This is a genomic window from Ruegeria sp. E1, from assembly GCF_056534225.1.
This window is the reverse complement of the sequence record NZ_JBQFPE010000006.1, coordinates 12,689-39,332: the sequence shown is the minus strand read 5'-3', so window position 1 is coordinate 39,332 and position 26,644 is coordinate 12,689. Positions and strand designations below refer to the sequence as shown.

Annotated in this window: 17 protein-coding genes and 1 tRNA gene; 10 read left to right on the top strand and 8 right to left on the bottom strand. The window is 55.0% G+C overall.

What is annotated here, in order from left to right:
• Position 1: 1 nt before the first annotated feature.
• Together ACR0FG_RS08900 and ACR0FG_RS08895 are read left to right on the top strand one after the other, a co-directional pair.
• Positions 2 to 742 (top strand): hypothetical protein, encoded by a 741-nt coding sequence (locus ACR0FG_RS08900; RefSeq protein WP_480892145.1) that lies wholly within the window; start codon positions 2 to 4, stop codon positions 740 to 742.
• Positions 743 to 998: 256 nt separating this feature from the next.
• Positions 999 to 1,550, top strand: coding sequence for an HNH endonuclease (locus tag ACR0FG_RS08895; RefSeq protein ID WP_480892143.1), 552 nt, complete (start codon positions 999 to 1,001; stop codon positions 1,548 to 1,550).
• Positions 1,551 to 1,957: 407 nt separating this feature from the next.
• Here the strand turns inward: ACR0FG_RS08895 and ACR0FG_RS08890 are convergent, their stop codons facing one another.
• Entirely contained in the window at positions 1,958 to 5,698 is a 3,741-nt protein-coding gene (locus tag ACR0FG_RS08890; RefSeq protein ID WP_480892140.1) for an RNA-dependent RNA polymerase family protein, read from the bottom strand.
• Positions 5,699 to 5,964: 266 nt separating this feature from the next.
• Here ACR0FG_RS08890 and ACR0FG_RS08885 point away from each other — a divergent pair, with 266 nt between their 5' ends.
• Entirely contained in the window at positions 5,965 to 6,561 is a 597-nt protein-coding gene (locus ACR0FG_RS08885) for a hypothetical protein (RefSeq protein WP_480892139.1), read from the top strand.
• A gap of 986 nt (positions 6,562 to 7,547) precedes the next feature.
• Here ACR0FG_RS08885 and ACR0FG_RS08880 read toward each other — a convergent pair.
• Both ACR0FG_RS08880 and ACR0FG_RS08875 read right to left on the bottom strand, forming a co-directional pair.
• Positions 7,548 to 7,916 carry a DUF1304 family protein gene (locus ACR0FG_RS08880; RefSeq protein ID WP_170623017.1) on the bottom strand — a complete coding sequence of 123 codons (369 nt, stop codon included), beginning with the start codon at positions 7,914 to 7,916 and terminating at the stop codon, positions 7,548 to 7,550.
• Between the two features lie 16 nt (positions 7,917 to 7,932).
• Complete coding sequence (locus tag ACR0FG_RS08875) at positions 7,933 to 9,099, bottom strand: helix-turn-helix transcriptional regulator (protein WP_480892137.1); 1,167 nt, start codon at positions 9,097 to 9,099, stop codon at positions 7,933 to 7,935.
• A gap of 648 nt (positions 9,100 to 9,747) precedes the next feature.
• Between ACR0FG_RS08875 and ACR0FG_RS08870 the strand changes: the two genes are divergently transcribed.
• From ACR0FG_RS08870 to ACR0FG_RS08860, 3 genes are read left to right on the top strand one after another with little or no spacing between them, the layout of a single operon-like run.
• Positions 9,748 to 13,473, top strand: coding sequence for an OmpA family protein (locus ACR0FG_RS08870; RefSeq protein WP_480892135.1), 3,726 nt, complete (start codon positions 9,748 to 9,750; stop codon positions 13,471 to 13,473).
• On the top strand, positions 13,470 to 18,926 hold the full coding sequence (locus tag ACR0FG_RS08865; protein WP_480892133.1) for a CHAT domain-containing protein: 5,457 nt from the start codon (positions 13,470 to 13,472) through the stop codon (positions 18,924 to 18,926). Before ACR0FG_RS08870 ends, ACR0FG_RS08865 begins: the two co-directional genes overlap by 4 nt.
• A gap of 2 nt (positions 18,927 to 18,928) precedes the next feature.
• The gene (locus tag ACR0FG_RS08860; RefSeq protein ID WP_480892130.1) at positions 18,929 to 19,471 is read left to right on the top strand and encodes a D-Ala-D-Ala carboxypeptidase family metallohydrolase; all 543 of its coding nucleotides are present in this window, start codon (positions 18,929 to 18,931) and stop codon (positions 19,469 to 19,471) included.
• A 214-nt stretch (positions 19,472 to 19,685) separates the two neighbouring features.
• Here the strand turns inward: ACR0FG_RS08860 and ACR0FG_RS08855 are convergent, their stop codons facing one another.
• The 4 genes from ACR0FG_RS08855 to ACR0FG_RS08840 all read right to left on the bottom strand — a co-directional run bounded on the left by ACR0FG_RS08855 (position 19,686) and on the right by ACR0FG_RS08840 (position 22,000).
• Positions 19,686 to 20,234 carry a hypothetical protein gene (locus ACR0FG_RS08855; RefSeq protein WP_480892127.1) on the bottom strand — a complete coding sequence of 183 codons (549 nt, stop codon included), beginning with the start codon at positions 20,232 to 20,234 and terminating at the stop codon, positions 19,686 to 19,688.
• A complete protein-coding gene (locus tag ACR0FG_RS08850) occupies positions 20,231 to 20,857 on the bottom strand; it encodes a hypothetical protein (protein ID WP_480892125.1) in 627 nt (208 codons plus the stop codon). Before ACR0FG_RS08850 ends, ACR0FG_RS08855 begins: the two co-directional genes overlap by 4 nt.
• A gap of 603 nt (positions 20,858 to 21,460) precedes the next feature.
• A tRNA-Ala gene (locus tag ACR0FG_RS08845) sits at positions 21,461 to 21,536 on the bottom strand.
• 140 nt (positions 21,537 to 21,676) lie between these two features.
• Entirely contained in the window at positions 21,677 to 22,000 is a 324-nt protein-coding gene (locus tag ACR0FG_RS08840) for a TIGR02300 family protein (protein WP_170713785.1), read from the bottom strand.
• Between the two features lie 100 nt (positions 22,001 to 22,100).
• On the opposite strand from ACR0FG_RS08840, the gene ACR0FG_RS08835 reads away from it, so the two are divergent.
• The 3 genes from ACR0FG_RS08835 (at position 22,101) to ACR0FG_RS08825 (ending at position 24,721) form a co-directional block, all read left to right on the top strand.
• Positions 22,101 to 22,784 carry a M48 family metallopeptidase gene (locus tag ACR0FG_RS08835; protein ID WP_480892122.1) on the top strand — a complete coding sequence of 228 codons (684 nt, stop codon included), beginning with the start codon at positions 22,101 to 22,103 and terminating at the stop codon, positions 22,782 to 22,784.
• 42 nt (positions 22,785 to 22,826) lie between these two features.
• Positions 22,827 to 23,474 carry a GntR family transcriptional regulator gene (locus tag ACR0FG_RS08830; RefSeq protein ID WP_480892121.1) on the top strand — a complete coding sequence of 216 codons (648 nt, stop codon included), beginning with the start codon at positions 22,827 to 22,829 and terminating at the stop codon, positions 23,472 to 23,474.
• A 113-nt stretch (positions 23,475 to 23,587) separates the two neighbouring features.
• Positions 23,588 to 24,721 carry a lytic murein transglycosylase gene (locus tag ACR0FG_RS08825; RefSeq protein WP_480892119.1) on the top strand — a complete coding sequence of 378 codons (1,134 nt, stop codon included), beginning with the start codon at positions 23,588 to 23,590 and terminating at the stop codon, positions 24,719 to 24,721.
• 3 nt (positions 24,722 to 24,724) lie between these two features.
• On the opposite strand, the gene ACR0FG_RS08820 is transcribed toward ACR0FG_RS08825, so the two are convergent.
• Positions 24,725 to 25,687 carry an acetyl-CoA carboxylase carboxyltransferase subunit alpha gene (locus ACR0FG_RS08820; RefSeq protein WP_480892116.1) on the bottom strand — a complete coding sequence of 321 codons (963 nt, stop codon included), beginning with the start codon at positions 25,685 to 25,687 and terminating at the stop codon, positions 24,725 to 24,727.
• Positions 25,688 to 25,810: 123 nt separating this feature from the next.
• On the opposite strand from ACR0FG_RS08820, the gene ACR0FG_RS08815 reads away from it, so the two are divergent.
• Complete coding sequence (locus tag ACR0FG_RS08815) at positions 25,811 to 26,644, top strand: AraC family transcriptional regulator (RefSeq protein ID WP_480892114.1); 834 nt, start codon at positions 25,811 to 25,813, stop codon at positions 26,642 to 26,644.

Below are 26,644 nucleotides of genomic sequence, written 5' to 3'. Positions count from 1 at the left end.
TATGTTGATTTCAGAGACAGCGGCCGGCGAACTTCGAGCGACAATTGAAGGACAGGCAAAACAGCTCGCGGACCACATCATCAAAACCGGGCTGAAACCGTTGCCCCTGCCCGGGGAGTTCTTCTACGCCTCCCTGCCGCTATGTGTAATTGATGCGGTGTTTTCGATTGGCGTCACATACACCTCTACCGCAAACACGGTGGCCCGGTTTTGCGAACGCCAGGGCTGGACGATGTCGTTGGCGCCGAATGCGCCTCGCTCAACCGGCGAGCACACCATCAGTGAGTTTCTGGCGCTGTTTGATGGCGTGACTCCGGAGCAGATGGCTGGCACCCTCTTCGGCAACAGGCAACGCACATCCACCCGCTCGGGCATTCTGAAAGCGGAAGCGGTTCGTCAGTTTGCTGCAGCGTTGAAGAAAATCAGGATCGAAGATTTCGGGGACTTGACCGATACCCGGCTAACAACGGTCGAAAAGCAGGTCCGCGGCATTCCGGGTCAGGGAAGCGGGATTTCATTCGACTACTTTCGGATGCTCGCGGGCAATGACAACCTGATCAAACCGGACCGGATGGTTCAGCGCTACATCGCTAAGGCGGTGAACACGAAACCCGAGCGTGTCACCCCGGAGTTTGCCAGATCAATATTGCAGAATGCGGTTCCCAATCTGGCTGAGCGCGGTTTCGCCTGGAGTCCTCGGCAACTGGATTACGCGATCTGGACCTGGGAACGAACGCGTTGACGCGACTGCCCCTTGTCGTCAGCTAACAGGCCTCGAGTTCGTACCCCAATTCGCCCCGACCTCGGAACCCTGCGCTGTGAAGCGCGCGCCATACACGTCGGGGGGCGAACAGGTACAGCCGAAGCTCGATTGTTGGGTGAGGATGGCGACAGAATTTGATTTGCAAGAAACTGCATTCAAATCATTGAAACTTTTTGAACAATCGTGCTTTGGTACCAACAATCTATAGTTAAACGTGTTGAGATTTGGGAACGACATGAAGGCGGATAAAAATAAGAAATATCTCAAAGCCTCAAGGATTATGGCCCGAAAAAGTACATTCTCAGGCGCATTTGCATCTGCGATTGCATCATTCGACACATACTCTAGCGAAGCGGTTGCTGTAGCCCTTCGCGATCTTGGGCAAGATCCCGAAGCTGATCTTGAATGCACATATTGTGGAGCAGACGCTGCGACATGGGACCATGTTTTCAATTTAGTATTGGACGGAGAGTACTCAGGCTATGGCCACCAAATTAGAAATTTGGTGCCGTGCTGCCGCTCGTGCAACGAGAGTAAAGGCAAGAAGCACTGGCGCGTGTTTTTAGACCAGCAAGATCCAAGCGACAAAGGAGAACGTATCGCACGTATGGAAAAGTTCCTTGATAGTGAAGCTGCTGCACCGATTACAATGCAAGACATTCAATTGTCGGCACCGGCTGAGTCAGATCGATTTCACGCAGTGCGGAAAGAGGTTTTCCGACTGCTGACAGAGGCTGATAATCTTGCGGCAGAAATACGCCGTAAGACTGCTAGAAAATCGACATAACCGAGAAGAGAATAGCTTGACTAAACCCAGAGAAATAGCAGCTTTGATCTTTTTTCGGCTTGGAGGCGACTTAAGGCTTCTCTGCTTCGAGCCCTGAGCGGACTTTCATGGAGTAAGCAAAACTCGCTCATGCAGCACAGCGCATTCCGTACAAAAACGGACGTTTCTTTTTGCCACTTAGGACGGGAAGCGGTTATTCGCTGCGCTTGGCATCAATAGCAGCTCTGTGCAGATCGGCCGGGCGGCAATCGGTCGAGAATGCCGGGTGGCAGCATTCACAAAGAAATCAAGGTAACCGAGTGGGCGAATTTAAGTTGACCGGCGGTGCTGGCTATGCACTAACTCTCCGCTAATTCGTCATCTTCGCGATCGAGGTCTCGGCCCCGTTGACGTCTTCGTGACAATAGCTAGAGGCCCGCCGGCGGATACTTCCAATTTTGTTCTGACTTAGGTTTGGAACCTTTGGTCGAAACAGGGTCTCCTTTAGCTATCTCGACCCGGTTACGCATCTCCTCCGGGTCCTCGATTTCAAAAAACGAGATGGACGCCTGTGGCTGGCCGTGGTCGTGGAATAACTGCTTCTTGTAGCTTTTCTTCATCGGAATGTAGGCATTGCTACCACCAAAAAGGCCATTGTTCGCAATTACAACCATCTGAAACATATGATAGTGAAGCGCCAACGCCATCTGGTCGAACGTTCCTACATCTTGATTATAGGCGCTAATTGCGTAAACGTCGGAACGGCTCCTCAGATCGGCCGGGACAGTGAGGTCTGTCGCGTCGTAGCAAATAGACCCAGTCAGATTCAGTGCCGCGAACGGGTGATCTTTTATCGGGTATGGCAACAACCACTGGCATGGGCGAAACCCTCGAATACTAGCACCCTTAGTAATAAGATCTTGCTCTGCCTTTGCGAGGTACTGCTTCCCTTGGCGGCGGGTAATCATACGCAAGCCTCCGCCAGGTGTTTTTGTTGGTATGATCCATTTTGCAGAGTTCACTAGCGGCTTGCCAGGTTCTATCTGCTCGTATGCCAAACCAGCAAATATGATTGCCTTGTAGGCTCTAGCAAACGGAACTAGATGCGTCTGGATGTCGTCTGGATGGACGGAGAGCTCAGGCAAGATCAACCAGTCCAAGCGACCACCACGAGGATCATGTGTCTCGCGAAGATCTAGCGACTTTGAAACCGCTGCCAACGCTGTAGCAAGGTGGTTCCTGTGCTGCTTCCTCAAAGATACATCTGATAGTGATATATCATGAGCCTCTACCTTGTGCGGCATCGTAAGTTGTACCACGCACCCCCGAAGAGGTCGGGACTTTTCCTTTGGGTCCAATGGCGGAAGTTTTGGGGGAGATAGAGGCAAGAAAAGTACGCTGGACGCGGCCCCTTTCTTTTGCATCGCCCCGTCCAACAGTGCTTCGAAAGCGCTCATCGATTTATCCAAGTCGGACCAATCAAAAGCGTTCGATTTGGGTTCAGGGCATCCAGGCCAAGCCAACAGGTCAAAAAGCAGATTTTCTATGCTCTCCGAAACTGGAAGCCAGTCATCGCCAAACGCTTCGTGTCCGTTAAAGAACCCATGTAGGCGTTGATACCAATGGCTTTTAGGGACTCGATAAATCGCTGCGCGGTCTCTCCAAGACGGAAGGCGCACCGTCTCGGTGAAGTCGCGGCGAGCCGACAGTATAAATCGAATAAGGTAGCCGATTTGGTATCGCCACCGTTCCTTAGGTGGGCACCAATCCGGTGGTTGGTACAGAGAACGTTCGCCATCCTTTTTACGCATCGAAACGAGGCGTATATCTTTCACAATGGTAAAGCTGTCTTCTTGTGCAGTTTTGACAAGCACATTCGGCGGTGTGAGAGCTTCATAGGGTTCGGGTAAAGTCAATATCGCCTTAGCGAGAGCGTGTGCGAAGCTCGCTACGCTGATCTCATTGCGCATCGGACTCGAGGTATCTTCAAGTACTAAGTCTGCAAGGGATCGGAATCCGCTCACTTCGACGCGTTGCTCGAAGCACATGTCATTCGCGAAAACCTCGGGCACTCGAAGGTCGGGCTGCTCACTTGACTCAACGATTTCAGCCGCGAATGCTGGGTCTCTTTCAGAAATCTGAGTGAATCTCAGTTCATTCAAGCTTTTGGCGACGAGTGCAATTGATGCCTCCCGATCCAAAAATGAGCGCCGTGCAACAATCGCGTTCGTAGCAAACTCGGCAGATGTCCCCCGATCAGTGTCGCCTCTGAGAAAGCGGATCATGTCACGATAGTGCTTCGTTTCAGACACGATTCCGGATCGAGAGATTGGGGCTGTCGCAGGAGCAACGGCAGCAAGATACAGAAAGGCCTGCTGCTTCAGATACCATGGGAGGCTGTTAGGAGATGAGAGTAGTCTAACGGCCTCGTCTTTCAGGCGATCCCGGTAGGATTGGATGTCCACACCAAATGGCAGACAATCGGCGTCACTTACAAATGCGGTTTCCGTCGCGCCAGCTCTCAAAATTTCCGAAAGGCAATAAAGGGCGACCTTCCTATCATCACCTCGTCTGCGACCAATTGTGTACGGTTGAATAAGTTTTAGCACGTAGTCGAGAGCGTCATGTGAAGGCCAAACGTCCAACGCAATCCGCAGCAGTCGAACATTGGAAGGGTCCTCGATCCAACTGTCGATCAGCCTGTACGCGAATGATCTCGCATCGTCATCGAGTTCGCCCTGTGTCCGTCCTCTCTGCCGAAAAACCTCAGTTTCGCTTTCGATACTTGAATCGCTGATCAATTCCCTGCCAGAAGCTTGCAGGAGAGGGCGAAGCGATCGATACACGCTTCTAAACCGGGCTGCCGCGAAACGAGTTACAGTTCCATCACCAACGTCAGGAACGGAAGAAAACGGCTTTTGAAAGCTGTCTTTGTTGCCAGACGCCTGCGTCGAGAACTGTCGTTGGGTTCGAACGAGCCCTTGTACTGCCTCGATAATCTCCTCGCCTGCCTCCGCATCGAAGCCGCCTGATACAGCGGACTGAATACGCGCCATTTTCCGGCTTTGGCGTATCAACGGGCGCTCTTCTCCCCTGAAAAGAGCAATCTTGGTTTTTGTCTCCGAAGTGAGCATTCCAGTGGCATGTTGCTCCAGCAAGCCATTAAACTTGCCCATGACGAGGTTCTGAATCTTTTCCGGTTTTTTGGCCCCATGCCAGGACACCACAAACCGTAGATCATCCACGTAACGCGCGGCGTCGTTGAGCTGGATGCCGTCCTTTTCTTCACCAATTGCGTCCAGGAGAGCCCGATCTAAGTCTAGCAACACGACGTTGGCGAAGAAACCTGCTGCGACCAACCCCTGAGGCAAGGCTACCTTCTCAAATCCATCGATTCCGAGCTTTGTGCTGTAGGAGAGCGCTGTCTTCCTATCGTCGGGATGCCATCTCCAGTTGAAGAGCTGTTTGACCAAGTGCAGAAATGCAGGATCTTGAACGCCGGGCAACGCCGCAACCCTGGAATACAGATCCGAAGGTCGTACCCGATCGTAAAATTGAGCCAGATCACTCTGGACAATCGCTACATTGAGGCCGTCAACCTCAAGTTCTTTAGCAACAAATTCTGGCCTAGCAAGAAAAGATCGATAGTCTTGGAAGTAGGCACGGTAGGTTGTAGTTGAGCCCCAGCGATGATGCAGTCCCACTGCATCGGCGTCACAAAATAGCCGATTGCCGTAGGATAGAACCTTGGCTCGACCTGACCGATCAGTGAATTGCGCGCGCGGATCACCCTGCAGCGTTTCAATAGTGTCCGCTAAACACATCATCACTGCGGTTGCTGCGACTTGATCCCGAAGAGCGACGTGCGCTAACGGGCGTAGAGAAACGTCGCCTTTTTTGTCGGGCCGCCAATCTCCATCGCGATCGACCCAGCGTTGACCTTTCGGTGCAGGAACCATTCGAAGCGGAGAGCTCGTCCAATTCTCAGGCGATCGCATCTTCTGCGTGAGATCAGCAATGAAAGCCGGAAGATCAGCAGTAGTCCGGTCTAGCTCCAGCGTGTCGGCGAACCAGTTGTGGGTTCTAATATGGGCGACCGTCTTCTTCCATGCTTGAATGAGTACATGATCGGAAACAACGTCGTCGAGGATAGGTCGGAGATATTGCATGCAAACTCATTCAGTCAAAAAAAGCGGATCTAGATTTTTTGTATACACATCAGCCCTTAATAGGAACTGTGACTACGCGTCGATATCCATAAGAATGCCGCGCAAGGCGCGAATGTCTTACTCAAGCTGAAGATTGGGCCTTAGACATGCTTCTCGCGGATGGAAGCTTTGGGTCGAATGCGAATAGCCGGACGGCCATTTATTGCATCTTCCTGCCACGCGGCCATGAACTAAAAACGCAGAAATGCAAATAGAGGGTGTAAATAATGAGTAGTTTTGCAGTGGGGATTTCCTATCAGGACGGCATACCCAAGGAGATCATCACAGAATTGGCAATACCACTAAGGGAAAGTGGATTGACGGTTGAGGTGCAGTGTCGGGAGCGCGCCTTTTATGCATCTCTTGAATGGACTGTCCCCACACTTGTCGTGGCATACCTAGCTAAGCCCTACTTCGAAGCATTTCTCAGTGAAGCCGGTAAGGATCACTATACTTCGCTGAAGTCGGGGCTCTTGAAACTTCTCTCACGTTTGTACGGCGAAAAGCCGGAGAACCGCGAGCGATGCCGTTCGCTGTTGTTTTCTATCCAGACCAACCACCAACACCTTCAATCACTTAAGTACATCTTCCCTGAGGGAGCGAGCATCGAGCAATATGCCGAAATGATTGAAAAACTACACGAACTTCTCGTTGAAGATTTGGTGGCCGGCGAGGCGAGCCAGCTTTCCAGAAGCCTGGGCGCCGTAGGGCCATCAGATAGAATGCAGTACATAGAATACTCGATTAGCGATGAAAGTTGGGTAGCAATTGATACCCGTAACGAAATTCTGGCTAGCGCCAATTGTTCGGGTAAAAAGGAATGAAGCGCAGCGACTTGGTGTCTTCGTGGTGAGCAAGGATCGACCTTTGTGCGCTTGGGTTGAAGGCCCCCTACATTCTACTACCTAGTCGACTACGGACTTGAGCCTGCGCTGACGTGGTTAAATTCTCTTTCGACAAGTTACTAGGCAGCGTGGCTAAGGCCAGGTTACGGGCTGATATTGTCCGTCCTGAAATTTGCAACGTCATGTTCATACGCCAAGCAGCCGTTAGTCACACTCAATCTCATATACGCAGCGAAGGTCTGCTTGGTGGCCTGCTCTACCAACTTTGATCAGTGGCGGAAATTCCGCTTTTCTCCCAACGCAGTGGCAGTGGAGCGGCCGCTTCGGCCTGGTTATACGCCGAATGCCACCTCAGATTTATGTGCACATCAGCGGCAGGCAAACACGTATGATCAGCGAACGCGAAGAAGCTTGCGGTGATCACACGATTTAACATAACGGCCCTTATCTTGCCGAAAAGCAGTGCTTCGGACAGGTACCAAAATACGTTAAGCACGTTTCTGACGTCTTTCCGAAAAACAAGGGGAATGGAATTGGGGCAAAGAAGAGGCTGAGTCAGCGCGAGTGGCGCGCAATTATAGATACACCCACTTTGGCAGGCGTGCAGATAAGCCTCCATCCGGTTGATCATGAAGATGTGGCAATTGCCGTTGAGATCGAAAAAATTGCACACTCAAGCTCTTTGGGACGAATGCTCTGGATCGGATCGCTCAGAAGAAACCTACAAACTCCCGCCAAGTTCAGTATTCAGCCGGTCTAGTTGCGTCAAAGGATCATCGCTCGAGCAACCTTCCTGATCTGCAGCTTCAAGTGCAGCATTCGGAGTAGGACTTAGGTCGTTGATTGAAGATGGCATGATTCACCGCCACGCGTGAGCTTCTAGAGCAGCTTCCATCTGCAAATACTTTTTATTTCAGTTCCTTACGCCAACACCCGGCGCTGAATGCTTAGATACCCTGCAAGCGTCAAAACCATGTAGAAATGATCAGAAAAACCAGCGCAATTGCTGCGGGTGACAGTCTGGTATAGAGGATGAAATTTCCCCGCGCACCTGCATTTCCGACCATGGCCGTCAGCACGATAAAGCCCAAAACAACGGCCTGTGTCCGGGCTTGAGAAAGATCCGGCAGAAAAATACTTAGACAGAGACCCACACCGATGGATGCGTTGTAGGACGCAATGCTACGGCCCAAGAAGCGTGTTTTTTCGATCTCTTTCGCGTCAAAAATAGTCAACCTTTCACACACTCTCTGCCAGTGAAACCACTGCGCGTATGCAAATACCAAATGACCGATGATTACAGCGACAAGTGCAAGATAATAAATAATAATCATGAAAAACTCCGTTCACTTAAACCTCAGGTGTCAGAAAGCTACCTCCGTAACGCATCATCATTCGAACGAATTGCGTTCGGTTGGAACAGCCGGTTTTTGAAAGAATTGATTTCGTCTGTGCATTAATTGTAGAGACAGAGCGCCCGCGCCGGTCAGCAATCTCCGGATTGGTCAAGCCGCGCCCGATTGAATTGACGATCGAAGTTTCTGTCTGGGTCAGATCAAAAGCTTGCTGCACGTGATTGACGTTAAAGGTGACGGGCAGGCTCGCATCCGTGCTGCAAAGCAAAAAACCCCGAAACGGAGAAGCTCCCATCTCGTCCAGCCTATGCAATGGAATGATTTCAACACACAGCGCATCGTTCGTGTGGCTGAGTATACATTCCTTTCGGGGTCTTGCGCCAAATTTGCCATGTTGGCGCGGGCTATCCATCAGGGCTTCCAAGCTTTTCTGTCCCTTGGTATCCGCCATGTGCAGGCGTCCGTCCGCCCGAATACGAAACAACCTATAGCTTTCCTGCTGGCGCTGAAACTCGTCGTTGCGCGCGACAACGCAGCCACGCGCGTCCAACACACAAATCCCGATGGACAGTTTGTCAATTGCGGACAGAATTCCTTCGTATCGCTGTTGCAACTGGCGCGTTGGAATGCCCAAATCAATCGCCTTTGCAAGGTGCGGCAGGATTTTGGACAGGAAGGCGCGCTCCTCTCCGGTCAAGGGACCACGCGCGATATTCAATTGAACAGAAAACAGTGAGATCCACTGATTGTCCTTGTTCATGACGCCCGCAGCGCGATGCAGAATACCAAGCCTCATCAGTTTTTTGACGTGTTCCTGCGATTTGAGCTCATTGAGTGAGGAGGCCAAAACGCTGTCATCTATAAGCTCTACGGCGTCACCCTCATTCGTCTCCCGCCGTATGATGGCCTGGTCGCGCGCCTCCAAGTCCTGACACTTGGACAAATAGACGGACAGCACATCCTGAGAGTATAGCCCTGAATGCAGCGGTGCGGTCAAAACGCGCCCATCAACCGTATCTGCCCACTCAAAAATGATGCTACCCTGTGCAGAGACACGATCCACAACCTCGTCAAGAACCTCGGCCCAGCGGTTGCTGTCGGCAACCGTATCGTAGATTCGTAAAATCAGTTGCTCGTCAGATTGGATCACGGGATTATCCACCTATTCACTCGAGACAGGTTTCATAACTCTAACCGCACATTCATCCACAGGCATAGCCCATTTGGGGGATGCCGGAGCTTTGCCAAATGGGTAGAGTCGTAAATTAAACAGGATTCAGAGTGTTTCTGACAAAATGGAAATGAGGAGATATGAAAACCTGCAGCGCTCATTCTCGTTTGGTTTGGAGATTTGCTTTTCCAGTCCCCTTGTGGAATTTGACCGGCTTGGTGTTTAGAAGGTTAATTCGCGCAGCACTACTGCATCAACATTCGATCATTCGATTTCCAGGAATGATTTATTCCAGCCTTTCGCGATGGGGTAGCGCCTGATTATTTGCAATTTCACGCCTTTGAATGTAGTCTCCGTCGTCGAAATACGCTTATTTATTGCATTTGGTTGAGACCAGTTAGTCCGGCGTCAACGACCTGAGAAAGCCGGTGGGTTGGTGGTGTATTTGCTTGCCACAGTTTGCCCCACAGTGCGGAACACCAGTTCCGATAGGCCAGTTCTTTTCTCAGGAGCTGAATGAGTCGATGGGGCCTGAACAGAAAAAGATATTGAGTTCCAGTCATCGCTTCTGCGGTTTCTCAGGTTCCACACTTTTGAAGTGTGATGTTGGTCCGAGTTTTTGCCGGAGGGATTTTTGTTATGTTCAATTTTGTTACACAAATTACAAACGCCGCCACCGCGCTATCCAACGATGTCCGGCAGGCCGATCGCCGCAGAAAGATAAAGCAGCAATTTCAGGCGGCTGAAACGGCAATAGCGGCAGCATACAAAAACCATGTTTCCGAAGCCGCGACCATCCAGTCGCGGCAAAACTATACCAGGGCGCTTTCGGTGACGTGGCACGACATCATCAATCTTGGCAATCCTTACAGCAGTACCCACGAACGACGGCTGGAAGATCTGAAGTCAAAAGTCCTCGAAAACACCGAAGAGAAGGGCGAATTGTTGCTGGTTCCGGACCCAGCCACTTTGGAGGCGCTGCGGGTGCCGCGCGTGGCTGCTGTCCGTGATCGAGCCGAACTTGACCTTTCCACAACCCTCAATCGGTCGCTTGAGGCTGCGCTTCAGATATTCGATACGGAATGCACTTCGATCGAAAACCGGGCTGCGGGTAAACACCGGGATGAACTCCGGGCACTGACCGCAGAGAAGCGGGACGTCTTGGTGTCAGCCACGCAGGCCAGTGCGATGCGGGATGAGGCGCGCGTATTGCTGGATGCTGCGCAGACTGGCTGGGCTGAGCAGATCGAAACGTCTTACCGGTCTGCGCTGCAGGACAAGCTGGCGGATTTTGACAAGAACGACCGGCCGATATTGGTCGCACAGGTCGTGCGCAACCGCACGGCTGCTTTCTGGATCAAGAAAATGCTGTTCGAAGGCAAAGGCGTGCCTAACGCGAAGCTGGGCAGGGAATACCAGAAAAGCGATCAGCACCTACAGGACCAGTTGATCAACACGGTGACCCTTATGGTTCTGGAAGATGGCTCACTTGAATACCGCGCGCGCGAGCGCGACGCCGGAGGCCAGTTTTCATTCGAAAAAAACTACATGTACCCCAGCAAAAAATTCCTAAATCAAGCTAATTACCCGCCGCCCGATCCGCAGGTTCGTGGCCCTGAAGATCGCATTCTGCCATTTGCATTGCGGTTTCTTGATCAGGTGCCAATGCCAGTAATGACGTCGGAAAGCTTGAAACAAGGCGTTTTCTTCGACCTGCGCAGCGGTGACCGCGTCGGGCAGGTCCTACGGCAGTTTGAGGGCAATGTGCTGGAATTCCTGCATGATGCGGACGATAACCGAATTGATGAACGCCCTTACATCAAGGATTATCCGGGAACAGCGCGAATATCGAAATGGCTGGACACGGACCCCGCGCGGCAGATTTCCGTCGCGCTTCGCCCAGATGGGTTGCTGGCCGTTGTAGTTAAGCTGAATGACAGCAAAACGACCATTGAAGATAATAATTCCAGCGAAGTGATTAAACTGCGCGAGGATTACAACAATGCGCGCCTGATGAGCTTATTGACAGTGGCACTGGTGTCACGTGTGCTGAATGGGCCGGACACTGACCGCAGTTTTCCAACTCCATGCGGTCAGAGCAACTGGTTGCATATTTCGAGTTACTGTATCTGGCCACTTCAAGTCGATCCGCAGGGGGCGGTCACCCGGGCAGAGACCCTGCTGGAACAACTCGAGTCGGGGCTGCTCAAGCTGGACAAAGTGCCACGCTGGGCCGTGGGTTGGAGCCCGGCGGTTCAGGCAGATGCATTAGCGGCGCGGTTTACATATACTGCCGAGCGGCATCTGCGCGTGCTGAACTCGACCGGTGCAGGCCCCATCAAAGTGCGGAAGGGTGTCAATGAACAGGACGCGCTACACAAGCTGACGCAGTGGTTCAAATACACCTGCTTGCTGCTTGGTGCGCTTTGGGCCGCTATGGTCTTGTCGACTGTGGTGGCGACCAGTTCGTATACGGTGCCAGAGCTTTGGCTATGCACTCTGGCGTTTTCGGTGATCGGTATCTGGCGCTGTCTGATTTGTTGGGGACTATCGGCCCGGGCCCGCGAACCGCGCCCAACAACACGTGGGGATGATTGGCTGTCCAGACTAGGCTCAAGCTTCTCAAAGTCTGTGGGTAAGGTGGTCGAGTTGGCTTTTGCTTACCGATGGTTTCTTCTGATCGGGCCCACGGTCATGTGCATGCTGATTGCGACCACGTTTTATTGGCAGGAGGAAAAGTGGGCCCTGTCGCACGCATTTGGGTTCGATTTTGGAGCGCCCGATGCCAAGGAGCCGGCTGGAAAGGACATCACTGTCCGATTGGGAGAAGCTGAGCCAGAAGCTGATGCTGCCGGGTTCTCAGCCGCGCTCTACAAGGGTGTCTGGGCGCTGCCGCTTCTAGCCATCGGTTTGATGCGGCACGGGTACATGCTGCTTTACGACCTGGTTCTGCAACGTGGCCAGTTGCAGCGAAAGCTGAACTCCGTGGTCGGCGTCCAAGAGACACTGGCGGCCGGTCAGGCGCTGCCATCGCTTAAGATTTTTTCAGACGGCGAGACTCCGGCACCGACCGTTAAAAAAACTCTGGCAATCGGAGACGCCCTTGCGCGGATGAAGACGCGCGTGACGGATGAAATCACGGCAGCGCGTTCGCGGTTCGACAAGGGCTCTGCCGCAAATGCGGCCTTGGTGGCGGTGATCGGATTGCTTGCTCCCTTCAGCGCGATGGAAGCCAGAACGTTTAACGAGGACAAATCCAAGAGATTTGAGGGCATGGCCACCGAGCTGACGAAAGCCCATCCCAATCTGATCGAAAAGCTTCGCCCGTTGATCCCGGAATACCTTGAGGTCAATCAGATCGACGTAACACCTGAGGTGCTCGCCGATCTGGGCACGCTCAACGAAGAACTAACTGGTTTACTTCAGACGCTTCGGCACATTCAAAAAAACCGGGACGTAACAATCTCGGCCCGGACCGACGAGGCACACCGCTATCTGGGGGCTCTGGCAGCCCAACTGGAGCGGTTGCAACCCGAGCCACTGGTGGTTGGGGCCAACACTGGACCGGCAGAAACGGCCCTTGAAGAACTTGAGCAAAGCATCAAGGAAACGCAACTGCCCCGATTGCCAGTTGATGTGGAAACGGAAAACGCGATTGCCGCAGTCAAAGAGCTGTCTGAGGCAATGCGGCGGGCGACATTGAATTCCAAAGTAGCAGTGGATGCCGATATCGGGGCAGCGCTGCGAGAGCTGGGGTTTCTCAAGGCCGTACTCGATCAGTTGCGGGAAGGCACGGTCATTCCCATGACGCCCGAGGGTCAGAGGCCCCCTGAAACTGTAGGATGGATCGACATAGACCTCGCCTTTATCAATGCGGCCACCTATCCGAAGATCGTGACCAAGGTTTTGCCACCTTTGCTGGAGCAATGTGACCTGTTGGGCGGGATGAGCTTCGATACAAACGATGCGAATGTCAGAGAAGACAAGTGGTTCAGCGGGCGCAACGTGGCTGACAAGACGGACCTGGATTCGCTTGTCGCGCGCTTAAAGTCCTGGAAAACCTCGCAAGACACGGCTGCAGATGATCCCTCGCGGATTTACATCGTCGGGCTGGCCGATGCGCAGGGCAACGCCGTTGCAAATCTCAACCTGTCAAAGCGCCGGGCCGAGGCTGTGAAAGAGGCATTTTCGAAAGAAATAGACGAGTCATCAATAGTGACGCTGCCTTTGGGCGAGGCAGGATGGCTGGCGGACACAGGTCTGCCAGATCGGGAAAGTGACTCAAATCATCGCAGCGCGACCGTGTATCTTTGCCCACAGCGAATCCAGGTTGCAAACAACAGTGCCGGGGGAGACACTCAATGACCATTGTCAAAATCAATCGCATTGCCAAGGAAAAGGTTGCGCGCAAGAAGCTGACTCAGGTCGGTGAAGTGACAATGCAGCACGGCCGCGGTTCGGGTGTCGATGTCAAAGAGTTCGACCTACCCGATCAGCACATTATCGAAGCCGAGCTTGAAAACGGGTTAATCCTGTTTCGGCGCGCGGATGAAATTGGTGAAGTGAGCTCTGACCGCAGCGGTTCAGGGGGGACTCAGCTAGTCCTGCCGCAATCTCTGGACCAAAGCGGCAACTCGCGCGGGCTGGGCGCGTTTGCGGTGCGTACTTACCGGTTCTTTTCAGGCAGTGGTCTGGGCGAAAAGGCCGCTTATGCCACCGCGCGAAAGCTTGAGCAAAAACCGCGAGAATTGGACGGTTGGCCGCGCAAACCCGCCTATCGCGACAAAGACGTGTTGCTACCCTTGATGCGCGACGGGGGTTTCGGAGAGATAGACGCCTCACTGGCCACGCGCGATGGCGCTGAAATTCTTGTGCTGATCCACGGTACGGCTTCCAGCACCATGGGTTCTTTTGGGCCAATCGTTCATGGCAAATCCGATGGAACCCTATCCCCGGGGACAACATCGCGCACGCAATGGGAAAGGCTTTGCAAAAGATTCAAAGACCCAAAAGACGACAATGAAGAAAAGCGTTGCCTGATCTACGGGTTCGAGCATCACACGCTGACACGCAGCCCCGTACAGAATGCCATCGCGCTTTTGGAAGCGATTCCGCGCAACGCCAGGCTACACATGCTTTCCCATTCTCGGGGCGGGTTGGTCGGTGAACTGCTGTGCCTGCTGCCGGACACGTTGGACAAGGATGATCTGGACCGATACGCGAACGCCGGGCTGCCACGTGAAGATCTGGATAAGTTCAAGCAACTGATGGCATTCAAGGCTCCGCAAGTGCAGCAATTTGTGCGCGTTGCAGCACCGATGCAGGGCACGTTGCTGAATTCGGACCGTATCGATACGACCTTCTCGTTGCTGTTCAACCTCATGAAGATCGTACCGGGTGGGCAGAATGTACTGGCCGACGCGTTCCGCGAATTTGCCCGCGAGTTTATCGCAACGCGCGAGGATGTCTCGGTTTTGCCGGGGTTGGCGGCAATGAGCCCCGAGTCCGCGCTGGTGGCAATCCTCAATCGGGCCAATCGCACCATCGAAAGTCCCCTGACTGTTGTCAGCGGTGATATCGAGCCAGCCGGCATTCTCAAGTCGCTCGCCGTATTTGCGACGGATCTGTTCTATCGCGAGGATCACGACGTAGTGGTCCATACGCGGGCGATGCTCAAAGGTGTGCCGCGCAAACCCGACTTAAAGGTGTTTCCCGCGCAAGGCAGCGACGTGAATCACTTCAGCTATTTCTCCAACAAAATGTCGTCGAAAGTGATAGTCGATGCGTTGACAGGCGTTGAGAACCCCAACCTTGAGGCTCACGCGCCAGAGCCTGAGGCGATGGAATTAATCTCGGGCACCCGAGGATCAGGGGCGGACAAGCCGCTTGTGTTTGTGCTGCCGGGGATCATGGGCAGCCATCTGCGGGTCAAGGGGCAAGACACGCCGATCTGGTTCAATCTCCCTCGCATTCTGACCGGCGAGCTTAAAAAAATCACGAGCAAGGACGGCGAACCTATTGAAGATGTTGAACCTGCTGGCGTTCTCAAACGCTTTTACGGAGGGCTCGTACGGCATCTGAGCCGCAGCCACGAGGTGGCAGTCTTTGATTTCGATTGGCGCAAGCCGCTGCAGGAAGAGGCAGACCGGCTTGCCGCGCGCGTGCAAATGGAGCTCAGTAAAATTCCCAACGGGGAAACGCGTCCGATCCGATTTGTGGCCCACTCGATGGGTGGGCTCGTGGTGCGTCTGATGATCAACCGCCATCGCGAATTGTGGGAAAAACTGCGCAGCGATGCGGGCGGCGGGTCCACGCTTGTTATGCTGGGCACGCCCAATCGTGGATCGATGTCGATTGTCTGGGCTCTGATGGGGCTCGACAAGATGATCCACACGATCGATCGCATCGACTGGAAGCATGATGTGCCCGAACTGGTAAAGAAAATGGTCCCATTGCAGGGCATTCTGGAACTGCTTCCGACAGACGGGGACGGAGCCTATTTCAAAAGGTCGACATGGCAGCAGTTGCGCAATGCAAAGGGCCCGAGCTGGCCGCTACCCGAAAGCAAACGACTGAAAAATGCGGCCAAGACCTATGATGAACTTAAGCTGATACCCAATGATGCGCCCGCCATGAGCTATATCGCGGGCAATGCCGATATGACGCCGGCTGCGTTGGACAGCACGACATTGAAGATGACAGGATCGCGACACGGTGACGGGCGCGTACTGTGGCGCACCGGCCTGCTGCCAGATGTTTCCACATGGTATGCGTATGAAACCAGTCACGGCGACCTGGCGCGCGACAGGGATCTGTTCGGGCCAATCCTCGATCTGTTGCAAACCGGGCGCACAAACGGCTTACCACAGACACCGCCGGTTGAGCGCAGCGGTGCTCCGCTGTTCGAAGTGGTGGAACCCGAACTGCTCTACCCGTCCAACGAGGACGCGGAAGCGGCGATCATCGGGGCCATGGGTGCGGATGATCTGGAAACTGATGCCGAGAAGCGGGACCCCTGCAAAGTGTCCGTCATGCATGGAGATCTGAGACTGCACAATAGTGTGGTGACCGTTGGGCGTTATGAACACGAACCGATGGAAGGTGTCGAGCGTGACATTGATGAACAGTTGGACGGACAATTGACACAACGTCGCGCGCTTGGGATTTATCCGGGGCAAGAAGGCACAGCCGAACTTTTCCTGCGCAAACAGCACGTTGGAAAGTTTGCCACGGGGATCGACGGCGCCCTGGTCGCCGGGTTGGGCCGCGTCAGCGAATTGTCACGGCGCCGCCTGTCGGTGACGCTGGCCAACGCCTTTGTCCTTTACGCGTTACGCACGGGCCCCGTTGAGAAAGATGGGGCAAAAACACTGACGACTTTGCCGATCAGTTCCAACGACAGTCAGCTTTCAATCGCCGACAGCGTGGAATCGATCCTTGTGGCGCTACAGAATGCGAATAATCGCCTGCCACGCGATCACAGGATCACGCATCTGACCATCCTCGAACTCTACGAGGACCGCGCCATCGAGGTCGGCTCGGCTCTGTCTCGGATGGAACGCGAGGGGCGCTGGAAACAGGACTTCAAGATCGACTGCAACATCCGCAATGGCCTGGCAGGACGGCAGCGGTTCCGCTTTGGCCCAGATACAAGCGGTAACCGGCGCATGCAGATTACAGTGCCTGAAAATGACACCGAGAGTCTGGATTTCGTGGTGTTTGATCGCGGCGCGTTGGCCCAGAAAGTGACTACGCGCGTCAAACGCAGCCGTATCGACAGTCTTATCCACGAGGCCACTGCAAGCAGCCATACGGGACCGGACACAGGCAAACTGCTGTATGAGTGGGTCATCCCCAAAGAGTTGCGCGCCAAAACCTCGGACAAACGCAACATGACATTGCAGGTCGACGAAGCCGCGGCAGCCTACCCATGGGAGATGTTGCAGGACAACTGGGCTGAAGGCGGCAAACCGGTTGCGGTTGAAGCGCAGGTAACCCGCCAGTTAATTCGCCGGCGCAGCGGTCTGGGGTCAAACATCGCCGCATCGCGCCGGGTTTTGGTGATCGGTGATCCGGTCAGCTTTTTTAGTGAACTGAAAGGCGCACAGGCCGAAGCCCGGCTTGTTGCCGACAAACTTGGCGCCAGCGGCTGGACGCAAGATATGGACGTACAAATCCGCGAGAACGTCGACGTCGAGCGCGCGCTTACATTAGAGGAGAACCAAATCCTGCATTTCGCCGGGCATGGTGTGTTCGAGTGGGGCGACAACAAACAGACCGGGCTCATAACAGGCAAGAAGCGGGTGCTGGAACCCGCCTTCATCGAAAAGCTGCGCTATGTGCCAGAGTTCGTGTTCCTCAACTGTTGCTACGGCGGCGCCATCGGCATCGGGCCGGACATGGCAGAAACCTCTGACGAAGAGAGAGATCCGCACACTCCTCGGGCAGCGCTGGCCAACCGTCCCGATCTCGCTTCGGGGATTGCGATGAAGTTCATTGAAGCTGGCAGTAAGGCCGTGATTGCCGCCGGTTGGGCTGTGGACGATGGCATGGCGCAGCTGTTTGCGACAACTTTCTACGACGCCTTCCTGAACGGATACAGTTTTGCTGAGGCAGTACGCCTGGCGCGGGCCAAGGTCTACGAGAAGGATCAAGATGGAAATACTTGGAGTGCCTATCAAACCTATGGCGATCCTGAGTTCAGATTGCAAAGAGGCGTGGGCGCACATCGACCGGACTGGGTCAAGCCCGAGTTTGTTTCGCCTCGACAGGCGACATTGACGCTGCGGTCGTTAAAACTTGACGCGCGGTTCGCGCCAACGGCTCAACAGACAACGCAGGTTGCCAAACAGTTCATGGAGACACTGCGGGTCGTCAACGGGCACAGCGAATGGAGCCGCAATCCCGAGCTGTTCGAGGCCATCGCTGATGTTTGCGCGGAATTGGGCGATTACAAAAGTGCCATTGAATATTACGAGAGAGCGGTACGCCGTTCGCCCCCGACCCTGTCGCTGAATGCCTTGGAAAACCTGATGTCCTTGCGGGTGCGCGTGGATACGCAAACCCGCATCGAGAAACAACAAGGCTCATCGAAAAGGGAAATTGAAAAGGCGCGCAAAAGGGAAGAAGAGACGATACGGGCGGCGATCGACTATCTGGTTCAACAGGAAAAAATCGCAGGAGAACGCAGTGCAGCCCTGCGTCAGACCCGGATCGGTGACGGATACCTGCGGCTGACGGCTTGCGCGTTTGTCGGTTCCCCTACAAAGGCAACCACCATTGATTATCTGGAACGGGCGCGCAGGGCCTATGACACTGCCGTAACCTGCGGGTTCCAGCTTCCCGAGTTCGACACAGCATACCCCCTTATCCGACGGGCGCTTGCAGACTTTCTTCTGTCTTGTGCATCCGATGGCAAACTGGGTCACTCCATTGATGAGCTTATGCCGGTCGTAAATCGCGTGGCGCAGGACATAAAGGAAACTGACGCGCAACAGACGCAGTTCCAACGCCGTCGGCTGATTGCCGAAACCCGCCTCTTCGAGCTTGTCTCGACCGACGTATACAATGCCTCACTTCAGGGCGAGCTACTTGATGTCTTTGGGCAGTTGTTTCTGGATGGCGGATCTATCCGGCGACGCAGAGAAGTCGTGAGCGACCTTTACACTGTCGCCCAGTTGTTGTCCGAGGTCGGCAAGCAACGCACCAATCAGTTGGACACAACAGTTGGCGAAACGGTCAGGTCATTGGCGCGAGAGCTTGAGAACGGAATTCCAAAAGTCTCGGACTCAATTTTGAATTTAGCAGAGGAGATTTGACAATGAACGACCTGTTTGAAGGAAACGAATACGATTTTGTGGAAGGTGACTTGCTTCAGGAGGCGTTAAGGGGGGACTATTCCCGCAGTGACACGCCTGAGATGGTGGAATTCCGGGCATTTTTTGACACCCTGCCCAGCGAATTTTTTACCGCAGACGAATTCATGGTGCTTGGCCCGTCCAACCGTCCCGGCGGAAGCTGTGAGGGCAAGAACGGTTTGGCACCGAAAAGCCTGTGGAACAATGTCAAGCCGCTTGTGAAGGCCATGAACCTGATCCGGAAGGAATTGGGCACTTCGGTTCAGATCACAAACTGCTTCCGCAGTGGAACCTACAACGCGTGCGTCGGAGGCGTACCTGGCAGCTTTCATTCAAGATTCCAGGCGGCGGATTGGATCTGCGGTGCAGGCAACTCTGCCACATGGGCGAGCGCGGCCAGAGCAGTCAGAGATGCCGGAGGGTTTTCAGGCGGTATCGGTATATACAATAGTTTTGTGCATGTTGACGTGCGGGGCTCAAACGCGAGCTGGGACAACCGCAGCTAAATTGAGCCGCTGTATTAGTCTGCACGCGGGCAAGGCCCGTAAAAGGCATAATACGAATTCGCGCTGAAGCGGATTCGACTGAAATTCGGAGGGCTTACTTCAAGGCGTGGAAACCAACGAATTTTGGGTTTCCGCGCCTGGCGGCAAAAACTCGCGCCGACCACATTTGATTTAACATAATGGCGCTTACCGATCGTGCCGAGCTCTGCACGCGTTACCAACGACCAAAGCTGTACGGATCCTTCGGAAGTGCAAAAATGTCCTCAACGCTGTTTAGTGGATCCAACTCTTCCGCTTTCGCCCCAGCCCACTCCAGCCATTCGTCAATAGATTTCCCGTCAATTTCAACAATCTCTCTGCTGGCCGAAGCAACTCTAACTTCTTCTATGAAGCTCCTGATTTGCCGTGATAGGCTTCGGTCCTGAGCTTTCGAAATCAACCTCTCCCATCGTTGGGCATCGAGCTTTTCTAAGCGCTCACGCTCCGCGCGCTCTGCACGTTCTTGTTCGTACTTTCGTTGCCACTCTTCGTGCTCTTTCCGTCTTTTTAGGAGCTCAGGTTCGGCGGCCAAAACGCGGGCGATGAGTTTAAACAGCAGTTTATCCGCCTTGCGTTTTTCGGTCTCAATGTAGTCCCTTTGGGAAATACCCCAGCCCTTTATGGAAAACCGTAGGAAACCCGACGGGTAAAGCCCGGCTTGGTGATGTTCAGGAAAAGCCGTCCACCCCTCATCATCCGGACCGGCCTTCAGTTTGCGCATCATTTTTGTGCAATTGCTACTTCGAGCTTCTCGCCTGACACCTCCAGTTCGATTGAGCCTTTCACGTGGCTGGATTTGACTGCAAACCCATGCTTTTCAACCGCCTTCAGAAACGCACTGGTAACGCGGAACCTGTAGCTGTCTTTCTCCGTTAAATCTGAAATTGGATCCCGGACGTACCACGAACTGCGCGAGTTTCGCCGTTCTGTGCGTCGTTTTGATTGATCCGCTTTGTGTTTCGCCACCCAACCGGCAACAACAGGGTGCAAGCGCCGCAGATCTTCCGGGATCTGGACAACTTCAATCTTTTCCTCAAATGCCTTCGACGCTTGGCGCGCCTCCTTGATGGCATCGGATTGCGGTTCACTTGAACGTACTACGATGATCTTGGAGGAACCGGCTGGGGGCGCTGGAAGAGGGGCTTGCTCGACTTTCTTTCCCGCCTCAAGTTTGGCCCAGTAACCGCGCGGTGGCCGAGGTATTTCAAACTTTCTGCAGATTTTCGCCAGACCCTGATCGGAAAGCCCGAACTCCTCTGCTAACCGAATGATCGGCTTTTGCCAGACCAAACTGTAGAGTTCTTCCCTGCTGAGTTTTGAAACCTGGCTGCCTTCCTTTATCCCCACGAGTTCCCCCTAAAAGCCAAACAACCCGCATGATCGAAGCCAGCGTTCTTGAAAGGTGGCTTTCGTAACAACGTTAATCCCAGTTCTCAAATGACATTTCATTGATCGAAATCAAGAATTTCCCTGTTCTACAAGTTAGGGAATTCACCTTCATCTAATTGAAATGTCTGCCTTTCTCCAGAAATGGCGGCGCAGAACAATCCTGAAACACACCATTTCCCTGTAAACTTCCCTGTTTTCAGGGAAATTTGGGAGAGACTGGATAGCTGGAAACTGCCCGCACAGCCATTTCACAAACCTCTGAAAAGCCTTGGCGATGACGCACCGTGTCAGTTCCGCTGAGCTTGCAAATCTAGTTTCGCGCGGCACCACCCCTGTCGAAGCCGACAATGAGCTGGCGACGCATCCGGCAATTCGTCCGCATTAGCTGCCAGACCGAGTGTAAGAGCCAAGCACGTTTCCAGCCAGTAAGCATCAAATCAGCTAGCAGATGCGATAAATGCAGTGACCGAAAAGCGAAAGACGCGCAGGCAGCTTCATTTTGTGTCACACCTGTGTGTCACACCGCTCTAATGCTTGCTATCCAGTTGTATTGTTAGGTTTTGGTGGAGCCTAGGGGAGTCGAACCCCTGACCTCTTGCATGCCATGCAAGCGCTCTCCCAACTGAGCTAAGGCCCCAAGTAACACCGTCTAAGCGGTGGACGGACGTTTATGAGACGGCGCTGGCAAGCGCAAGTCCAAAAAACGGAATCCGGTAAAAATATGCCTCAATCGCGGCGAAGGTAGGTCTGAGGCGGCAGAGCCGCCTCGGCCCGGGATCAGGATTCGTCCTCTGACGACATGTCCTTGATGTCATCCAGCGAGACGTTGTCGTTGTCGTCGTCGTCATCCAGCAGATCATCGTCCAGATCGACATCGACATTGTCGTCATCGTCCAGCACGATATCCTCGTCCGACGACGCCTCGCGCGCCTTGACCGAGGCCGCATCCTCGGCATCGGCGGCGATCATCCGGCTTTTGCCGGTTTCCAGTTCCACGATCTCGCCGGTATAGGGACTGACGATCGGGTCCTTGTTCAGGTCATAAAACCGCTTGCCTGTTGTCGGGCAAACGCGCTTTACGCCCCATTCTTCCTTGGGCATATCAAATCCCCTTGATATCAGGTGAATCTCATCGATGATTCAGGTCAACTGCCATATGCGGCAGGTCCTGTCAAAGCCTTTGCGCAAAGGAAAGCAAACCATGGGGCGACACGCCTTGCCCGGAACGCCACCAGTGCCGCTGACCCTGCGCAAATCCGCCCGCGCAAGGCGTATCAGTTTGCGGATTTCCCAATTGGACGGGCGGGTTACGCTGACCTACCCGCAAGGGATTGCCGAGGCCGAGGCGCTGGATTTCGCGCATCAGAAAGAGGGCTGGATTCGTCAGCATCTGCAGGACAGGCCCGGCCCCGCCACCGTTCAGTTTGGTCAGACCATCCCTATCGAGGGCGCCACCCGCCGAATCGTACCTGAACCCGGTCGCCGCGTAGTTCTGCGGCCCGATGAAATCGGTGTCCCCGAGGGGGCCGAGGCACGGCGCCTGGCGCGGTTTCTCAAGGAATTGGCCCGTGACCGGCTTACCGGGGCCTGTGATGATTATGCGGCAATGTTGGGCCGCCCGTATACGACCCTGACGTTGCGCGATACGCGGTCGCGCTGGGGGTCGTGCAGTTCGGCAGGTGGATTGATGTTTTCGTGGCGCTTGATCCTCGCACCGCCGGATGTGCTGCATTATGTGGCGGCCCATGAAGTGGCACACCTAGCCGAGATGAACCACTCGCCTGCATTCTGGGCACAGGTAGAGCGGATATATGGGCCCCACAAGGTACCGCGCCGCTGGTTGCGCGATAATGGGGTGGACCTGCATCGTTACCGATTTGAATAAACCGCTTGTTGACGTTCGCCAGATTTGTGATCACATGAGAACATGTTGAATCCACGCCCCGCCGATCACCAGATCGCAACCCATGACAGGGTGTACCGAACCCTTCGATCACGCATTCTACACGGTGAGATTGCACCCGCCCAGGCACTGACCCTGCGCGGGATCGGAAAAGAGTTTGGCGTTTCAATGACACCCGCGCGCGAGGCGGTGCGCCGGTTGGCCGCCGAAGGCGCGTTGACGCTGTCGTCTTCGGGGCGCGTGTCCACCCCCGAGCTGAGCAATGACCGGATCGAAGAGCTTGCCGCCCTGCGCGCCTTGATCGAAGTTGAACTGGCAAGCCGCGCCCTGCCGCGCGCGCATATCGCGCTGATTGACCGCCTGCAGAGCATCAACATGACAGTCGCCGAGATGGTGACGAAACGCGATGCGGTCGGATATATCCGCGCCAACCTGGAGTTTCACCGCACCTTGTACTTGCGGGCGCAGGCCCCGGCGATGTTGGCCATTGCAGAAACCGTCTGGTTGCAGCTTGGCCCTACAATGCGTGCGCTCTATGGGCGGCTCAGACGCACAGAACCGCCACATTACCACAAACTGATCATCGCCGCCCTAAAGGCCGGGGATGAACCCGGTTTGCGGCTGGCGGTGCGATCGGATGTAACGCAAGGGTTACGTTTGCTGGTGGCCTGAGCGGCTTATTGCCCAAGCCAATTTCCTGACATCAGATCAGCCTCATTTGCTGGTTTGACCGCCTCGTCTGCGGTAGTCTGGCGGCAAATCACAAACAAGAGCAGATTTCAGACATGATTGATCGACGGATATTCTCGCTTGGGCTTGGGGCAAGCCTTCTGACCGCGTGTTCAGGCGGCGGATCACCAACAACAACTGCACCCGCATCTCGGATGCGCGCCGTGCCAAACGCTGGCTGGGACGCATGGGTCGCCAGTTTCAAGGGGCGCGCGGCATCTCAGGGGATTTCGCAAACCACTCTCAATCGCGCTTTTCAGGGCGCGGGCTATCTGCCTGAGGTGATTGAGCGCGACCGCAATCAGGTCGAGTTCAAGCGTTCGCTTGAGGATTACCTTGCCATCGCGGCCTCGGATGAACGCATCAGCACCGGCAAGCAAATGCTGCAAAAGCACAACGGAATCCTAACGCGGATCGAGGCGCATTACGGTGTCGACAAAGAAATCGTAGTGGCCGTCTGGGGTCTGGAAAGCCGCTATGGCGCGCGGCGCGGGGATGTGCCGGTGATCTCGGCCACCTCCACCCTCGCCTATGACGGGCGGCGCGGGGCCTTCTTTGAAAAGCAACTGGTGGCCGCGCTAAAGATCATTCAGGAAGGCGACACAAGCCCCGCCAACATGACCGGCAGCTGGGCCGGGGCGATGGGGCACACGCAGTTTATCCCGACCTCGTACCTTGCCTACGCCGTTGATTTCACCGGCGACGGCCGGCGCGACATCTGGTCCGAGGATCCAGCAGATTCTCTGGCCTCGACCGCTGCGTATCTGTCGCGGGCGGGCTGGGTCCGTGGGCAACCTTGGGGCGGTGAGGTTGGTACCGTTTCGGGCAACCCGGTCGCTGTTTTGCAACCGCAGACACCCGGGCCGCGCATCGCAGTGTTCCGCAACTTTCAGGTGATCAAGCGCTACAACAACTCGGACAGCTATGCGATTGGCGTCGGTCATCTGGCGGACCGGATTGCAGGCGGCGCGCCGTTTCAAGCCTCGTTCGGGCCGGATGAAACCGGTCTGACACTTGAGGATCGCAAGGACTTGCAGCGCCGCCTGACAACTGCCGGATATGACACGCAAGGCGCGGACGGGGTGATTGGCAAGAACACCGAAGCCGCAATCAGCGGCTATCAGCGCGCGAACGGTCTGCCAGTGACTGGCAAACCCTCGGTCGAATTGCTGCGGCGTTTGGGTGGCTGAGGCTTACGCCGCTAGCCCTTTTGAACCGATATCCAGGAATTTCTGACGGCGGTCCTTGATGAGGGCCGCCGCATCTTTTCCATCAAGGTCTTTCAGCATCGCGGCAATCGCTGCACGCACCGATTCAACTGCTGCCGGACGATCCCGATGTGCGCCGCCTTTGGGTTCGGTGATGATGCGATCACACACGCCCAGTTTGTGCAAATCCTGCGCGGTCAGGCGCAACGCCTCCGCCGCTTCGCGCATTTTCTCGGAATCCTTCCACAGGATCGAGGCGCAGCCTTCAGGTGAGATGACCGAATAGACCGAATGCTCCAACATCGCGACGCGGTTCGCGGTTGCAAAGGCCACGGCCCCGCCCGAACCGCCTTCGCCGATGATGACGGAAACCAACGGAACGCCGATCTTCAGACACATCTCGGTTGAACGCGCGATAGCTTCGGACTGGCCGCGCTCCTCGGCCCCTTTGCCGGGATATGCACCGGCGGTGTCGATCAGAGTGATCACGGGCAGACCAAAGCGACCCGCCATTTCCATCAGACGCACGGCTTTGCGGTAGCCCTCGGGACGGGCCATGCCAAAATTCCGCTCGATCCGGGATTTGGTGTCGCTGCCCTTTTCGTGGCCGATCACCATAACCGGTTGATCGTTGAACCGGGCCAGACCGCCAATCACCGCCAGGTCGTCAGCAAAGTTGCGGTCACCCGCCAGTGGCGTGAACTCGGTGAACAGTTCTTTGACATAGTCCTGACAATGGGGGCGTTCGGGGTGACGCGCCACCTGACATTTCCGCCATGGTGTAAGGTCATCGTAAAGCTCGTCCAGCAGCTTTGCCGCCTTGGCGTCCAATGCGGCGGCCTCTTCGGTCACATCCATCTCTTCATTGGCGCGGGCCAGCGCGCGCAATTCCTCGGCCTTGCCTTCAATCTCGGCCAGGGGTTTTTCGAAATCCAGATACTGGGTCATGACGCCTCTCAACGCGGAAGTTCCCTGCTATATGACGTGTGGTCGCCCGGGATGCAACTCAGCAAGATTTGTGGATCCGGAATATGCAACCTCAGTGGGGCGAGGAAGAAGGATGAGACGCCGATGGCCAACAGTTATGAAGACCGCATCTTACGCGTGCTGGCCTATATTCATGACCACCCCGCCGGAGATCTGTCTCTGGACGCGCTGGCAGATGTCGCGGCGATGTCGCGATTTCACTGGCACCGTGTGTTTCGGGCGCTGACCGGCGAGACTTGCGCGCAGTCCGTGCGCCGCATCAGGCTGCATCGCGCAGCGTGTTGGCTGGTGCAGTCGGACAAACCAGTTGCGCAGGTGGCGAACGACATTGGCTATCCCAACCTGAATTCTTTCGCGCGGGCCTTTTCCGAGGCCTATGGCAAAAGTCCAACCGCGTTTCGCGACGCTGGGCGGTTTCTGCCAGCCAAACCACATTTCAAAACCGGAGGATATCCCATGCATCCCGTTACCACCCGAACAGAACCCGCCCGCCGCGTCGTCGCGCTGCCGCACAAAGGACCCTATGCTGAAATCGGAGCAAGCTTTGAGGCCTTTGGTGCCTTGTGTGAATCCCGTCAGTTATGGCCGCAGGTCGGACCTGCGATTGGTCTGTACCTCGACAGCCCAGACGACGTGGCTGAACAAGAGTTGCGCAGCTATGCCGGGGCCGAGTTCCGGGGCGACAAAACCCCCGACGGCATGGAAAGCCTGAACATCCCGGGCGGCAAAACCGCCGTTCTGACCTACAAAGGCCCTTATTCCGGCCTTGAAGCGGCCTATCACAGCCTGTTCGGCAATTGGCTACCCGAGTCGGGCGAAGAACCTGCCGATCAGCCCTGTTATGAGATCTACCTCAATGACCCGCGCGAAACTGCGCCGGACGAGTTGCTGACCGAAATCTGCCTGCCGCTGAAATAG